Origin of the sequence: Brucella daejeonensis (assembly GCF_014199265.1) — a bacterium.
GTDB lineage: Bacteria > Pseudomonadota > Alphaproteobacteria > Rhizobiales > Rhizobiaceae > Brucella > Brucella daejeonensis.
The window spans coordinates 21,496-37,914 of the sequence record NZ_JACIJG010000028.1; the positions used below are offsets into that span (position 1 = coordinate 21,496).

The following is a 16,419-nucleotide window of genomic DNA, read 5'->3' on the forward strand; positions in this document are numbered from 1 at the left end:
AAGGCGCAACAACAACCCGCTCCAACAGCGACATACAGTCGACCGGTGGAGCGGGCTTTGCAGATTAGAACTTCCAGTCGAGATTGGCCTTGAAGCCGTTCTGCATCGCGCCGTCGCCGAACTGGCCCTGATAGGCAACACCCAGCGTGGCGGATTTGGTCAGGTCGACGTCGAGACCGGCTTCGATCAGCGCGGTATCCCTGGCGATTGGCACGCCTGCAACCGTGAAGGCATCGGAACTGGCAAAGGCCTGGCGGGAAGTCGGCGTGGCGTCGTCGAAGGCATGACGCCAGCCCAATGTGCCATGCGCATTGGCCTTCATGCCTCCCAGGTCGAAGGCCGAGGAAAAATGAGCGCCCAGCGTGGTGAACGTGGTGTCGGTGGTGTCGCCGTTCACACGGAGCGCCGCCTCGCCGCCTTCTTCGCTAAAGCCGTTCGTATGCAGGCTGACATAGGCCAGATTGGCGAATGGTTCGAACGAAAGGCCGTTGGCCGTATCGATACGATAGCCCGCTTCGCCGAAGATCTGGAACGTGCTGGCACGATAATTGCTGTTCAGACTGTCGGCAAAGCCCGGAAAGGCAACCGAACGGCTGGCGGCGATATCGTGCCATGTATAGGCCAGACCGCCCGACAGGCGCAGCGCATTCCACTTGCCGCCGCCATAAAGGCCCAGATGCCAGTTGTCGCTGTCGCCGGAAGAAGAACGGTCATCGACATGGAATGTCGTACGGCTGTAACCGGCCAGCAGGCCAAGCCGCACATTTCCCGCGACCTCGCCGTCGAGGCCGGTCAGGAAACCGCCAGTGGTGGTGTCCATGCCCGCAGCATTGCCATCGCCGTCATAGGAACTCCATGCGCCGAAGGCATAGCCCCAACCAACCACACCGGTGCTGTCGGCGGTGACCGGCCTGACGCCGTCCGGACCATACCCCAAAAGCAGCATGTCCGGGGCCGTCGTATCGCCGAAGGCCGAACGGATGCGGCGGCTCACCGCATCGCGGACAAAATGGCTGTCGTCTATCAGCGCCGATTTGGCGGAGGCGTAGACCTCGCCAGATAACTGATCGAGGGCATAGCGCGCGATCTCTTCGTCCGGCAGGGCCGCAACCGCATCATAGACCGGATTGCCGGCACCGGTGCTTTCCAGCCCGTTACCCGTCGAGCATTGGTTGAAGGTTCTCGCCACATCGCAAAAGGCAACGTTGTTGCGCGCCGCGTCGATATAAACGTGGTTGGCGTCATAAGCGAGCGCCAGGTCGACAAAGGGCATGTTCTGGTCGAGCGTGTCGAAGGTGCCTGTCACACCGCCATTCGCCGCGACGATGGTCCAGCGACTGTCGGGTGTATAGACGCCCGCGACTTTTTCCGCATAAACCGTGCCGCCTTCGATGATCGCCTTGCCGCTGGCGTCGATCAGATCGCTGGCCGATGCGGGACTGATCTCCGCCTCATAGGTCGAACCGGCCTCGAAGGTAATGTCGCCCTTGACCGTCAGCGCGCCGATCGAATTGCCCGGCGCAATCGTGCCGCCCGAAGCGATGGTAACCATCGAACCGGCGCCGGAACCAACCGTACCATGACCGCCAAGCGTACCGCTGTCCCCAACATTGAACGAACCACCGAGCACGGCGCCAGCGTGATCCGCGCTCGAGCCAACAATCAACGCACCAGCGTTGACATTGGTCATCCCGGCAAAGTCGGAGCCGTCACCGTCATAGGCGAGCGCGCCGGCTCCCGCCTTGATGACGCGACCGGAGCCAGACAGTGCGCCAGCAAAGGCGATATTGTCACTGCGATTGAAAATTATGGTGCTCGCCGATGCGATATTGACGCTGCCCAGGATTGAGCCGTGCGTGCCGCCGTCGCCGATCTGGAGTGTGCCCGCGTCAACGGTCGTTCCGCCGGTATAGCTGTTGAAGCCTGTCAGCGTCAGCGTACCGGAGCCGGTCTTGACAAGACTTCCGCCGGTGCCGCCGGATGTCCCTCCGTCCATGAGCGGACCGCTGATCGTGTCGTCATTGTTGAGCCCACCAAGCGTCAGGGCTTTCGCGCCCAGATAGACCGCGCCGTCACCCGACAGCGAACCGATGCCGACCCCGTTGCTCGTCAAGGCGGAGATATCCACCCTTCCCCCGCCATTGTTGACGATCGTCGCGCCGTCGGCGGAATTGTTGCCACGGAAGCTCACGCCGCCATTATTCGCGATGGTGGCGCTTCCGGCGGACGCCGTGCCATGGAATTCAAGTCTTCCGCTCCCCGCGAGCGTGATTTTCGAAGCTCCGGCGGTCGATCCGCCGTTGAACGAAAGACCGCCACTGGAATCGATCGTCGCGCTTCCGGCCGATGCGGTGTCGTGCCAGAAGACGCGCCCGTCATTGTCGATCGTGGCAGTGCCCGCGGACGCGTTATCGCGAAAGATCACGGCGCTGCCCAGACCAGCGACTTTGATCGCCAGCCCGTCGCTGTTTGCCGATCCGGCAAAATGTAACTCTGCTCCATTGCCGTTTCCATGGACGATTACCGGTCCGGCGCCAAGCGAACCGGTGACCATGGCCACGAGCGCACCTTGTGAAACCGTGGTGCCGCCGCCATAGGTGCTGGCGCTGGCGAGGCGCAGCAAGCCAGCGCCAGTCTTGGTCAAGCTGCCGGAACCGGTTATGCCCCGCGAGACCGTGAAGACGTTATCGGGATCGGCGATATCGAAGCCGCCGCCGTTATCGTCCAGGACGATGTCGCGCGCGGTGGTACGATAGGTCGCCCCGGTCACCTGCAACGTGCCGCCGTCGAGGGTCAGCGCGCCGGACGCCGCGCCGAGATTGGCATCGGACGAAACCGACAGCGTGCCGCCGAAGACCCTGGTGCCGCCCTGATAGGTGTTGTTGCCCGAAAGAACGAGCGTACCGCCTTCGGTCTTGCTGATGCCGCCGGTCCCGGCAATCGTCGTTGCGATATGCGCGGTTGCGTTGGCCAGAACACGAATCTCGGCGTTGCCATCGGCGCGATCCGACCCATCCACGTCGAGCATTCCGGGGCCTTCGAGCCGGAAGCCATTGTCGACGAATTGCAACCCCTTGAAGCTTTGCGTGCCCGCGACCGAGATCGTCCCGCCATTGAATCCTCCCGGCTCGTTCTTGAACACGGCATGATTGCCGGCCCAGGCGACCGGATCTGGACTACCCTGGTTCAGCCACTGCTCATTGGCCGCGTCCCATGTGCCATCGCCGCCCTGCCAATGCTGCAGCGTGTCGTCGCCGGAAGCCGCAATAAACAGATCGATATTGCCAGCGCCAGCCTGGATTTCGTAATTACCGGAGACAGGCGTTGTTCCAATGTCGAGTCCATTATCGGTGAGTGTGCCGCCATAGGTCATCACCCGGTAATAGCCGAGCCCGGCCGCGCCATCACCGGCATTACCGCTCTGGGCAAGATTCAGCGTGCCGTCGAGGGTGAGATCGCCGGCGACGTCGATACGGTCGCTGGTTCCCGGTGCGCCAGCCGATGCGCCCGGACTGCCCAACTCGTAGTCCAGGATCGAACCGGAGGAGAGCGCCAGGTTGCCGGCTACAGTCAACGTGCCAACTGAATTTCCCGGCGCAATATGGCCACCATCGGCGATGGTCGTCGTGCTCTCCGTGGTTCCCACCGTTCCGGTGCCACCCAGCGTACCGTCCGCCTCGACGTTGACTATTCCGCCGAGCGCCCCGCTCACCGAAAGCTTGCCGCCGGACACCGTTGTCGTCCCGTCGAAGGTCGAACTGTCGCCGGTCAGCCGCGTGTTGCCCGCCAGATGGTCGATGCTATGCGTGCCGGCTCCGGTGCCATCAGGCCACTTCTGTAGCGATGCCGCAAAGACGTAGTCGGTGCCGGTGTGGTTGAACACCACCGTTCCATCGCCATCGCCGAACTGGACGGCGGTGGCATCGACCATACCCGCCGCGACCGCATCCTGACCCGCCCCAGCGCCGATGTTGAGCGTTCCGGTAGAGCCAGCGGCGGCGGCAAGCGCCACCGCGCCACCGGTGGCCTTGACCGTACCGCCATCGCTGACTGTCAGATCGCCGTCGCCCTCCCCGCCAACGATGACGAGATTATCGCTCCAGCTTGAACCGACTCCGCTGACCTTTACGGTACCCGTTGAATTCGCCCCAAATCCGAGGACACCGCCCAGAGAGTTGTTGCCAACCAGTTGTGCTCCGTCAGCCACGAGCAGCGAACCGGCACCGTCCGAGCCAACAAAAAACAGGCCGCCATAGTTCCAGGTCGAGCCCTGCCCCGTGACCGTCACCGCGCCCGATGATCCAGCCCCGACCCCGATACCGGCCTCGTTGCTGGTCACAGTGCCGCCATTGCTGATCTCCAGCGAACCAACGCCATTATTCCCGACAACGATGTCGGCGGCATTCGTCCAGGTCGCCCCGGCACCGTCCACTTCGACCGCCGCCGCAGCACCCGGATCGCTGCCGGTATAATCGATCACGCCCTTCGACGACTTCAGCGCACCCGCAACGTCAAGGGTCCCTTCAGAGACGGTTGCAAGCCCCGTCCCGAGGTCGGCACTGCCTGTAAGCCGCAGCGTTCCTGCGCCCTGTTTGGTGAAAGAACCGCCGTCGACCCCGTCGCTTCTGGCGATCGTGCCGGCATATGTGCCGTCAAACCCCTGGTCGAACGTAACACCGGCTGTCCTGCCAGCCCCCGTGAAAGTGACATTGCCGCCAAGGCTGTTGGTATCTCCAGCCAGCGTTCCCTGCTCGATGTCCCAGTTCTGCGCGCCCGTGCCGGTCAGGGTCACGGTATTGGGCCCGTTTTTGATAAAACTTGTGAAGCCGACAAATTCGTCGGTCGCGCCGGGCGTTGCGGTGTCGACGATCTTCGAAACGTCGAAGGGGCTGTCGGGATCCTCATAATCCCCCAGTCCCAGCCTACCGGTCGCACCGTTTTCCACAACCACACTGCCGATGATCGTCGAGCCATTGCGCAGGAAAAGGGAATTATCGCCGCCAGTGAAGGTGATGGCGTTCGCCTGGCCATTAAATCCGGTGCCACCGGCTATGGTGCCGGCATTCATCACGACAAGGTTGGCCCCGACGATGCCGACGCCGCCGTCGCCCAGAATCGGCACATTCGATTGAAAACCTGGAGCGCCACCACTGCCGGTCCCACCGGTCAAGCCGCTATACCCGCTCGAACCGCCTGCGCCACCCGTACCGCCGCGGATGGTTCCGTCGTTCAGCACGCTGCCGCCACTGGCAATCGATATGCCGGCGCCACCTGGGGCAACCTGACCACCGGCACCTCCTGTGATCTCTCCCGAATTGGCGAGATTGGCGCCAGCGCCTGAGATCACGCCGGCGCCGCCCGTACCATAGTCACCGGCACTGCCGCCGGTAATGGTTGTACCCGTTTGAGCGTTCAGCGCGCCGCCCTTGTCCAGAACGATGCCCGCACCACCGCCACCGCCATAGACGCCGCCACCGCCATTGCCGCCGAGCGCCCTGGCGCCGGTATCGAGCGTGACCGTGCCACTATTCTCAAGCACGAAGCCTGCGCCGCCGCCGCCGCTGGCGCCGCTCCCGGTCAGGCTGCCGCCACCATGGCCGCCATTGCCGCCGCGAACAGTCGCCTGAATGTGAATGTCGGGGGTAGCCTCATCGTTGCGTGCACCATCGCCGCCCGCGCCACCACCGCCGCCGCCCACGACGAAGCCAATTGTCGCGCGGCCGCCATCGCCGCCATGGCCACCCGTGCTGTCCGCAGAGATGTTGCCGTTAATGACAGGGCTGTAGCCACCGCCACCGCCGCCGGCGGTATCTCCATCGCCGCCATGGCCGCCGTCACGGTTGGCAGCCGTTCCAGCAGCGCCGCCAGAACCGCCATTCGTATCAGGGTCTGTATAGCCGTCGTGGCCGTCTTCAGCCACACTCCCGCCAACACCGCTATTGGGCGAGGGCTGCCCGCCAGTCGCGCCATAGAGGGCTTGCGCGTTTGCCGTCGTCATGGGTGCGACGGCGAGCACCATCGCCCCGGTCAACGCGGTGGAGCACAGAAGCACAAGCATCCGCGCGGACGAACGACGGTTTCGAGCTGAGATGACTTGCATTAATCTCCCACATCTTTCTAGCCGGCTGCCTGTTATCCGGCAGGATGCGACCGGAATGATGGAGAACCCCGCCGAAAGCCTCATCATGGCATACCGACATGATCCCTCAGCCTCCAGCGTCACGCCTCCCAACAAGCCGCCTCAGAAAATTTGCCACATCAAATCAGCGAGAGCATAAGGGGATGGGAAAATAAGTTCCACAGATCAATTCTGTTGAATCCTGATCAATTCTTACAGCCTCCAAGATGACTTGCCTCCCGCCTGAATTCATGCGAAAGCTCAAAACAGTGCTACGACAGAGTAATTCCATTTGAATATTTAGGGATGCTTGATCTCAAAACGATCCTGATTGTTTCATGTGCCGTTGCAAGCTTGCAGGCGGTTGTCTGGGTTTTTGTCTGGCGGGCATGGCGCGGTCTTTACGAGCTCAAATTCCTGGCGGCGGGCTTTTTCGCCATTGCTATCGGCCTTTTGATGATGATCACACGGGGGGCGGAGCCGGCGCCAGCGAACATCCTGGCGACCAACATGGTCATCAAGCTGGGCCTCGTGCTGCTTGCCGAGGGGCTTGCTCGTTTCCTGGGCCAGCCGCGCTATAGCTGGATCGGCATCTCCCTGCTGCTTTTCCAGTTCGTGACCTGGAGCGCCGCACTGGCGATTACCCCGGACAACATCGTAATCCGAATCCACACTTCGACACTTTTCACGGTCGTCATGATGTCGGTGATGTGCCTGTGGCTCGTGCGCGACCGGACGCAGCCGGCGTTATTGCGCTGGATCACGGCTGGTGTGCTCGCCGAATATATGATTGCCTCGGTCGTTCAGAGCGTCATCGAGTATCGGTTGCTGCCCGGTTTTCAAAGCGCGCCGGTACTCGCGGACCGCAATGCCTGGTACCTGCTACAGGGTATATTGTTCCTGATCGCCTTCTTTGCCTGTATGCTTTTTATGGTGAACTCGCGATTGTCGGCCGACCTGCGCGAGAAGAACAAGGCTCTTATCCGGGAAGTCGAGGAGCGGCGGCGGCTGGAAAGCCAATTGAACGCGAGCCTCGAGGCCGAGCAGGCCCTGCGCGAGGAACAGGCCGACTTCATGCGCGTCGTTAGTCATGAATTCCGGACGCCGCTCGCCGTCATCCGCAACGCCGCCGATATGATCGGGCTTGTCGGCGCCAGATCGCCTGAAGCCATGCAGGAACGGCTCTCGGGCATTGGCGAGGCGCTCAATCGGCTGTTTTCCCTGATCGACCGGTTCATGGCGGACGACCGGGAGAACGGATTCCAACCGGAGTTGATGCGGGTTGGCTCTTTTATCGGAGATGTACAACTGCATTTCGACATGACTGCTCGCGGCGAACGACTGCGCTTTTCGATTGAAGACGAAACCGTTGCGTTTCACGCGGACCCGGACATGCTGGCGACTGTCATCATCAATCTCATCGACAACGCCCTCAAATATTCGGCGGACGATCAGCCGGTCCACATCGCAGCGACGAAAGAACATGGCTCCATCGTGATCGAGGTGCGTGACCATGGCAGGGGCATCCCGAAGACCGAGCTTAACAAGATCGGGCGTCGTTTCTATCGGGCATCCAATACCAAGACGATCGCAGGCACCGGCCTCGGGCTCTACACCGCACGCAGACTGTTGGCCTATCATGGCGGCGCGTTGCAGCTATCTCCCAACGGGCAGAGAGGGCTGACCGCCGTCATGCGCGTGCCCTTGTCGCACAGGCAGTCGCACAGGCACCGGACGAGCGTGTCGGAAGGGATGGTCGCATGACGCATATCCTGATCGTCGAGGACGAGCCGCGGCTGCGCAAGGACCTTGCCGATTTCCTGACGCTAAGCGGTTACACGGCCACAGGCGTCGCGACGGCGCGGGGTATGCGCGAGGCGCTTGCCGAAGGCGAGGTGCCCGCTGTCGTCATTCTCGACATTGGCTTGCCGGACGGAAACGGGTTCGATCTGGCCATCGAAATCCGGCAAGCTCACGCCTGCGGCATCATCATGTTGACGGCACTTGGCGACAGCGACGACCGTATCCGCGGTTTCGAAAGCGGTGCAGATATCTATCTCGTCAAGGACAGCACGCTGCGAGAGATCGAAGCCGCAATCCGCAGCCTGTTGCGCAGGACCGGCCGTGTTTCCGGCGCTGCCAACGGTGACGAGCAATGGGTGCTGGACAGCGCAACCTGGCTCCTGACCGCGCCGAACCAGAGCGCGCTCAAACTGACGGCTACCGAATTCGCGTTCATAAGTGCGTTGTGCAGCCGCTGCGGAGATATCGTTCAGCGTGAGGAACTGGTGGAAACACTCGCGCGCCAAAGATCCAATTTTGACAGGCGGCATCTTGACGCCGTCGTTAGCCGATTGCGTCGCAAGATCGAGCAGCATTCAAAACTGGAAGCGCCAATCAAAGTCATATATGGCGTTGGCTATACGTTCTCGGCAATCGCGATCGTGGAGTGATCGCTTCAACGCATCCTCAATGTCCACACTTCGAGCGACGTGCCTTGATCTTGCTGTGCATCTATAGACGCAGCTTGGCGTCCGGACTGGACAGTGGCCCATCGGTATCCCGGCGGCAATAAGCCTTAATCCGGGAAGCCCCCAGAGCCGAAAGCACGAGCCTGAAAATGGCCGGGTTTCAAGGAACAACTCCATCCCTTGATTATTTTTTCCTTGGCGGACTCATTATTTTAAGACAGAAATTGTCATTCAAACAGAATCCACGAAGTGGAAGCAGACGGAGGGATGGGAGCCCCTCCGAACGGGAGGAAAGATGCAATTGACTGATTTGCAGCCGAACGCCGAACTGGCGCTTGGCGGTATCGAGGCTATCACGGAGCCCAAGCGCGCAGAGCGATGGATGCGCCCCGTCGAGATCATAGCCGCGGGTCTGTTGCTCGTGATGATCGTGACCGTTCTGGCCAATGTCTTCTTCCGCTACGTGCTGCATGCGCCATTGATCTGGGGCGACGAGGTCGCATCGATGGCCTTCATCTGGATGGCCATGCTGGGTGCGGCCTTGGCCGTCGACCGGCACGAGCACATGAAACTGACGATCTTCCTGCCGCTGATGCCGGAGCGCATCGCGAAAGCCGTGGAAGTTGCAGGCGGCGTGCTGACCTGTATTCTGCTCCTGCGGCTTCTGCCCGTCGCAGTCGATTACGCCTATGAGGAAAGTTTTGTAACCTCGCCCGCCCTTGGCCTGTCGATGTCATGGCGCGCTTCGGCGCTGCCGGCCGGTATTGCGCTGATGGCGTTCCTGATGGTGCTGTCGGTGCTCCGCACGCGTGAATGGGGCGCAATCCTCGGATCGCTGATCGTAACCGGGGTGGTTGTCGCAGCCCTGTGGTATCTGAGGCCCGGCCTTCTTGGCATCGGAAACTGGAACCTGCCGATCTTCCTTGGTCTGTTGGTCATGGGATTGCTCGCAATCGGCGTCCCTATCGCGTTCTGCTTCGCGCTTGGCACACTCGCCTATCTGACCTTCGCCAGCAATGCGCCGATTTTCGTGATGATGGGCCGGATCGATGAGGGCATGTCTTCGCTGATCCTGCTCTCCGTGCCGGTTTTCGTGCTGCTCGGCTGCATTCTGGATGCGACCGGAATGGGCAAGGCCATCGTCAGCTTTCTTGTCTCGCTTTGCGGGCATGTCAAGGCTGGGATGAGCTATGTGCTGCTGGGATCGATGTTTCTTGTATCCGGGATTTCGGGATCGAAAGTGTCGGATATGGCGACGGTTGCTCCTGCATTGTTCCCGGAGATGCGCCGTCGCGGCCATTCCCCCTCCGAGATGACGGCGCTTCTGGCGACTGGTGCAGCAATGGCCGATACCGTCCCGCCTTCCATCGTGCTTATTGTGCTCGGCTCGGTCGCGGGCGTGTCGATTGCTGGCCTGTTTACATCAGGCTTCGCGATTGCAATGGTTCTCCTGGTGATACTGGCCATTCTTGCGCGCTGGAAAGCCCGCAAGGAGGATATGAGTGGTGTCCGGCGCGCCACCCTGCCGCTCATCGCGAAAACCGCTGTCATCGCAATCCCGGCGCTGATCCTGCCCTTCATGATCCGCAGCCTTGTCGGCGGCGGCGTCGCCACCGCCACCGAGGTTTCCACGATTGCAGTGCTTTACGCCTTCATCATCGGCATCGTGCTGTATGGAGGCATTCCGGTGAACCGTATCGGTGCGATGCTGGTCGAGACGGTGGCGATGTCCGGGGCCATTCTTTTGATCCTCGGGGCCGCCTCGTCCATGGCCTGGGCGCTGACGCAATCGGGTTTTGCACGCGATCTCATGAGTCTCGTCACCAGCCTGCCGGGCGGATGGGTCGTGTTCATGCTGGCCTCGATCGTCATCTTCCTGATCCTGGGCTGCGTTCTTGAAGGCCTGCCGGCAATCGTCCTGCTGGCCCCGATCATGTTTCCGATTGCGCGTGGGCTTGGCATCCACGACATTCAATATGCGATGGTCATCGTGACCGCGATGAATATCGGCCTGATGGCGCCGCCCATCGGCATCGGTTTCTACATTGCCTGCAAGATCGCCAATGTTCCGGCGGAACAGGTGATGAAGAATATCTGGCCCTATCTGGCCGCGCTGGTGGTCGGGCTTCTGGCGATTGCCGCGGTACCGTGGTTCTCGACCGCATTTCTATAAACGACAAAGACTTCCTGGAGGAGGAACTGAATGCTTATTAACCGTCGTAATGTCCTGCTGGGTGCCGCTGCCGGTGCACTCGCCGCCCCTTTCATTCGTCCGGGCACGGCGCGTGCGGCCGAGTTCAGCTACAAGATCGCGAACAATCAACCCCTTGAGCACCCAAGCAATATCCGATTGCAGGAAGCGGTAAAGCGCATTCTTGAGGAAAGCTCCGGTCGCGTCGATATCCAGATCTTCCCGTCGAACCAGCTTGGCGCTGACACCGATGTTCTGGGCCAGCTCCGTGCGGGCGGGGTCGAGTTCTTCCAGCTGTCGCCGGTTATCCTGTCAACGCTGGTTCCGAACGCGTCGATCAGCGGCATAGGCTTTGCTTTCCCCGATTACGATACCGTCTGGAAAGCGATGGATGGCGATCTCGGTGCCTATGCACGCGGCCAGATCGAAAAGGCGGGCCTGATCGTGATGGAGAAAATCTGGGATAACGGTTATCGCCAGACAACCTCATCGAAGCACCCGATCACGACGCCCAAGGATTTTGACAGCTTCAAGATACGCGTGCCTGTCAGCCCGCTCTGGACTTCGATGTTCTCGGCCTTCGGAGCGGCGCCGGCCTCGATCAACTTCGCCGAAGTTTATACCGCGCTTCAGACCGGCATCGTTGACGGTCAGGAAAATCCGCTGGCGATCATGAAGGTTGCGAAGATGTGGGAGGTGCAGAAGTATCTGTCCATGACCAACCATATGTGGGACGGCTTCTGGCTGCTGGGCAACCGCCGCGCATGGAACGCGCTGCCCGAGGACGCGCAGCAGATTGTAGCCAAGAACTTCAACGCTTCGGCCATGGATCAGCGCGCCGATGTCATGGCACTGAACGGCACGCTCAAGAGCGAGCTTGAGAAGGAAGGTTTCGTCTTCAACGATGTCGATCCGAAGCCCTTCGAGGACAAGCTGCGCGAGGCGGGCTTCTACGCCGAGTGGAAGAAGACCTATGGCGACGAGGCCTGGGCGATCCTGGAAACGGCAATCGGGCGCAAACTCGTCTGATCATGCCCCTTATTACCTTCCTCCGGCCAACCCAGCCGGAGGAAGCGGACGACCGCTTTTTCTGAATGGAGAAGGACATGACCGATCCCGTGATCGTTGGCTGGGCGCATAGCAAATTTGGAAAATCCGAAGCGCCGGACACGCTGGCTCTGATGCAGGAAGTCGCCCTTCCGGCACTCGACCATGCCGGTGTACACGCCAGCGATGTCGATGGCATTTTTGTCGGCGTCTATAATAACGGTTTTACCCGACAGGATTTTCAGGGTGCGCTCGTCGCGATGGGTACGCCGGAACTTGCTGGCATACCCTTCATGCGCACCGAGAACGCCTGCGCCACCGGTTCGGCGGCACTCTACGCGGCTGCGGATTTTATAGCCTCGGGGCGTGGCAGGATTGCCTTGGTGATCGGGGCCGAGAAGATGACGGCGACACCCGGCGATCAGGTCGGCGACATTCTTCTGTCCGCCAGCTATATTCACGAAGAAGGCGAAATCCCCGGTGGTTTTGCAGGCGTCTTTGGCCGCATCACCGACACCTATTTCCAGCGCCATGGCGACAAATCTGCGGAACTGGCCATGATAGCGACCAAGAACCACGAAAACGGCATGCGCAACCCCTATGCGCATATGCAAAAGCCGTTCGATTTCGCCTTCTGCAACACGCCTTCGGAGAAGAACCCGCTGGTTGCAGGCCCGCTGAGGCGCACCGATTGCTCGCTGGTGTCGGATGGGGCGGCGGCCATTGTTCTGGTCGAGGCGGAAATGGCCAAGGATCTGAAACGCGCCATCGGCTTCCGCGCGCGCGGGCAGACGGGCGACTATCTGGCCCTGTCGCACCGCGATCCGATTGCCTTCGATGGTCCGCGCAGGGCCTGGGGACAGGCGCTGGATCAGGCCGGACTTGGCGTCATGGATCTTGATCTGGTGGAAACCCATGACTGCTTCACGACCGCCGAAATGATTGAATATGAAGCGATGGGCCTAGCCGCTCAAGGTGAAGGCTGGCGGGTAATCCGCGACAGTATCACGCGTTTCGACGGCGCCTTGCCGGTGAACCCTTCGGGCGGGTTGAAATCCCGTGGCCATCCGATCGGCGCAACGGGTGTGTCGCAGCATGTCATGGTCGCGATGCAACTGATGGGCGAAGCCGGTGACATGCAGGTGGCGAATGCCAGACTGGGCGGTGTCTTCAACATGGGGGGCGCTGCCGTCGCCAGCTATTGTTCAATCCTGGAGCGCCAGAAATGACCGATCCCAAAGGCGGTATTGCCCCGGTTTCGACCCGGGTGATGAACCTTGCCACCTTCCTGACCCAGATTGCACGGCGCGAACCGAAGGCAATCGCCCTTGTCATGGGCGATGCCGAGTGGACTTGGGGCCAGTTTGAAGCGCGCACGGATGCGCTGGCTCATGCGCTGCAAAACCGCTTCGGATTGCAGAAGGGTGACCGGGTGCTATGCCAGTCGCAGAACTGCCTTGAGATGATGCAGGCCATGTTCGCGGTATGGCGCGTCGGCGCGGTCTGGGTGCCTGCGAATTTCCGCCAGACGCCGGATGAGGTCGTCGGTCTAACCCAGTCATCAGGCGCGAAGCTGATGATCTGCAATGCAGCCTTCCCGGATCATGCCGCAGTCTGCAAGGCAAAATGCCCCGAACTGGAGACGATCCTGTCCTTCGGGGCTTCGGATTTCGGGCCTTCGGTCGAAGCAATTACCGCCGAAGCAATAGGCAGTCGTCCGGCTGTCGCGGCGGTTGACCGTGATGATCCCTGCTGGTTCTTCTTCACCTCGGGCACGACCGGCCGTCCCAAGGCCAGCGTGCTGACGCATGGCCAGATGGCCTTTGTCGTGACCAATCATCTGGCCGATCTGATGCCGGGCCTGACGTCAGATGATGCCTCGCTGGTGGTCGCGCCCTTGTCGCACGGCGCGGGCGTCCACCAGCTGACGCAGGTGGCGCGTGGTGTGAAAACCGTGCTGTTGCCGACCGAGCGTTTCGACGTGGCACAGGTCTGGGAGCTGATTGGCAAGTGGCGCATCTCGACCATGTTCACGGTGCCGACAATCCTGAAGCTTCTGGTCGAGCATCCCTCGGCCCAGACGGCGGATCATGGTTCGCTGCGCTATATCATCTATGCGGGCGCGCCAATGTATCGGGTGGACCAGCAAAAGGCGCTGCGCACGCTTGGCAAGGTGCTGGTTCAATATTTCGGCCTTGGCGAATGCACCGGCAATATTACCGTCCTGCCGACCTATCTGCATGATGCGGAAGACAGTCCTTCGGTTCGGATTGGCACTTGCGGCTTTGCCCGGACGGGGATCGAAATCCAGATTCAGGATGGTCAGGGCGACGAACTGCCACCCGGCCAAACAGGAGAGATCTGCTGTATCGGTCCAGCCGTTTTCGCGGGCTATTACCAGAACCCGGACGCCAACGCAAAGGCCTTCCGCAACGGCTGGTTCCGCACCGGCGATCTTGGCCATATGGACGAACAGGGCTTCCTGTTCATCACGGGCCGCGAATCCGACATGTATATTTCGGGCGGCTCGAACGTCTATCCGCGCGAGATCGAGGAAAAGCTGCTCTCCCATCCGGCGATCAACGAGGTCGCGGTACTGGGCGTCCCCGACCCGTTGTGGGGTGAGGTCGGCTGGGCGGTTTGTGTCGGCTCGGACGTAAGCGAAGATGAGGTGCTGGCTTTCCTTGATGGCAAGCTGTCGCGTTACAAGATGCCGAAACGTATCGTCTTCTGGGATACGCTGCCAAAATCGGCTTACGGCAAGATCACCAAAAAGATGATCCGTGAAGAACTTGCGAACTGCGGGCTGATCGGAGAAGAAGCGTGAACAAGGGCATGATCCATCCCGGTCCGCGCGCGGCTGAGCGTGTCGTGGCGCGCAATGCACGGCTGTTTCCGATCAAGGGCAGATTACAGGCCGGACAAACCGTCATGCAGGCTGTCACCGCGCTTTTCGCCAAACATGGCTGCAAGGGGGGCGTTCTGAGCCTCGACGGGGTGACCTGTGCGCCAATGCGCTTTGTCTTGCCCGCACTGTCGAGCGACGGGCTGCATGCTGCGTGGTATTCCGACACCTTTGCGCCGGATGGCCGCTGGACGATCCGCAACTCGACCGCTTCCATAGGCCAGAAGGACGGCGCAACGTTCCTGCATTGCCATGGCATCTGGTCGTCGGGAGACGAGACGTGGCTGGGCCACCTCCTGCCACTGGATTCCATTCTTGCCGAAGATGTCGAGGTTACGGGCCTTGGCTCGGCGGGGACGTGGTTTGAGGCGCTTCCAGACGCCGAAACTGCTTTCACGCTTTTCACGCCCGAAGGTGGTGAAGACGGCCCCGCCCTTTTCGTTCGCATTCTGCCCGGAGAAGATGTCGTGACCGCCATCGAAACTGTCGCCGCGAAACATGGCATCCGCGATGCCCGCCTTCATGCGGTCGGCAGTATCGATCATATCCGTTTTGCCGAAGGCCACCGCATGGATTGTCTGGCAACGGAATTGCGCTTTGACGGCGCGCGGCTGCGGGACGGTCGCGCTACGATCCCCATCGATGTCGTCGATATTGACGGCAATATTGCCACCGGCACCCTGACGCGAGGGGACAACCCCGTCGGCGTGACCCTTGAACTTCTCATCGAACCCGAGGAATGACCCTATGAGTAAAGTCGCCATCGTAACCGGCGGATGTCGCGGCATTGGCCTTGCCGTAACGGAGATTTTTCTGGAACAGGGCTGGCGTGTCGCCATGGTCGACCGCGACACGGACGAGTTGCACAAGGTCGCTTCGGGCATGAAGAACACGCTGGCGGTTGAGGCTGATATTTCGCAGCCTGAACAGGTCGAACGCATGATCGCCGAAACCGTCGCAGCTTTCGGTCGGATCGATGCGCTGGTCAACAATGCCGGTGTTGCGCTGTTTTCCCGCGCGACCAAGACCAGCTTCGAGGCATGGCGCGAGGTCATGGCCACCAATCTCGACGGCGTTTTCCTCTGCACCCAATCGGCGGTGGAAGAACTGGCAAAGACGCAGGGCGCTATCGTCAATATCGCCTCCATCTCCGGCGTGCGCGCCTCGACGTTACGCGTCGCCTATGGCACGTCCAAAGCGGCGGTGATCCATCTGACCAAGCAATTTGCCGCGGAACTGGGCGAGCTTGGCATTCGCGTCAATTGCGTGGCGCCCGGCCCGGTCAGGACCAAGCTTGCCATGGCGGTGCATGCGCCGGAAATCATCTCGGCCTATTATGATGCGATTCCGTTGAACCGCTATGGCGAAGCGCGCGAAATTGCCGAAGCCGTGGTATTCCTGTCCGGCGACAAGGCGAGCTTCATTTCGGGCCAGACGGTTGCCGTCGATGGCGGTTTCGACGCGACCGGGGTTGGGTTGCCAGCACTACGCCGGGGCGATGATCTAGTGGATTGAATTTGACGCTTGAACCCGGCTGAATGAGATGCTGTTTCAAACGTCAAATTCGAAAAATCCACTAGATACATAAGTTACTAGAGCGTGGTGACGATTTAAGGATTTAGGGTTCCCCCGATGCGAGAAATCGGATTCAAGGCTGATTTTGGAGATCAGCGATGGATTGTGACGC

At 60.8% G+C, this 16,419-nt stretch carries 9 protein-coding genes; 8 read left to right on the plus strand and 1 reads right to left on the minus strand.

Annotated features, from left to right (window positions below; genetic code table 11):
• Positions 1 to 64 precede the first annotated feature (64 nt).
• Entirely contained in the window at positions 65 to 6,100 is a 6,036-nt protein-coding gene (locus tag FHS76_RS20870) for an autotransporter domain-containing protein (protein ID WP_183657678.1), read from the minus strand.
• A 324-nt stretch (positions 6,101 to 6,424) separates the two neighbouring features.
• On the opposite strand from FHS76_RS20870, the gene FHS76_RS20875 reads away from it, so the two are divergent.
• The 8 genes from FHS76_RS20875 to FHS76_RS20910 all read left to right on the plus strand — a co-directional run bounded on the left by FHS76_RS20875 (position 6,425) and on the right by FHS76_RS20910 (position 16,247).
• Positions 6,425 to 7,882, plus strand: coding sequence for a sensor histidine kinase (locus FHS76_RS20875; RefSeq protein WP_183657681.1), 1,458 nt, complete (start codon positions 6,425 to 6,427; stop codon positions 7,880 to 7,882).
• Positions 7,879 to 8,571 carry a response regulator transcription factor gene (locus FHS76_RS20880; protein ID WP_183657684.1) on the plus strand — a complete coding sequence of 231 codons (693 nt, stop codon included), beginning with the start codon at positions 7,879 to 7,881 and terminating at the stop codon, positions 8,569 to 8,571. Before FHS76_RS20875 ends, FHS76_RS20880 begins: the two co-directional genes overlap by 4 nt.
• 313 nt (positions 8,572 to 8,884) lie before the next feature.
• Positions 8,885 to 10,762, plus strand: a complete 1,878-nt coding sequence (locus FHS76_RS20885; RefSeq protein WP_183657687.1) for a TRAP transporter large permease — start codon at positions 8,885 to 8,887, stop codon at positions 10,760 to 10,762.
• Positions 10,763 to 10,792: 30 nt separating this feature from the next.
• Positions 10,793 to 11,809 (plus strand): TRAP transporter substrate-binding protein, encoded by a 1,017-nt coding sequence (locus FHS76_RS20890; protein ID WP_183657690.1) that lies wholly within the window; start codon positions 10,793 to 10,795, stop codon positions 11,807 to 11,809.
• A gap of 77 nt (positions 11,810 to 11,886) precedes the next feature.
• Complete coding sequence (locus FHS76_RS20895; RefSeq protein WP_183657693.1) at positions 11,887 to 13,056, plus strand: acetyl-CoA acetyltransferase; 1,170 nt, start codon at positions 11,887 to 11,889, stop codon at positions 13,054 to 13,056.
• Positions 13,053 to 14,654 (plus strand): acyl-CoA synthetase, encoded by a 1,602-nt coding sequence (locus tag FHS76_RS20900; RefSeq protein ID WP_183657696.1) that lies wholly within the window; start codon positions 13,053 to 13,055, stop codon positions 14,652 to 14,654. Before FHS76_RS20895 ends, FHS76_RS20900 begins: the two co-directional genes overlap by 4 nt.
• Positions 14,651 to 15,475, plus strand: a complete 825-nt coding sequence (locus FHS76_RS20905) for a PCC domain-containing protein (RefSeq protein ID WP_210306190.1) — start codon at positions 14,651 to 14,653, stop codon at positions 15,473 to 15,475. The genes FHS76_RS20900 and FHS76_RS20905 overlap by 4 nt, the downstream gene beginning before the upstream one ends.
• 4 nt (positions 15,476 to 15,479) lie before the next feature.
• Entirely contained in the window at positions 15,480 to 16,247 is a 768-nt protein-coding gene (locus FHS76_RS20910; RefSeq protein ID WP_183657699.1) for an SDR family NAD(P)-dependent oxidoreductase, read from the plus strand.
• Positions 16,248 to 16,419: the final 172 nt, after the last annotated feature.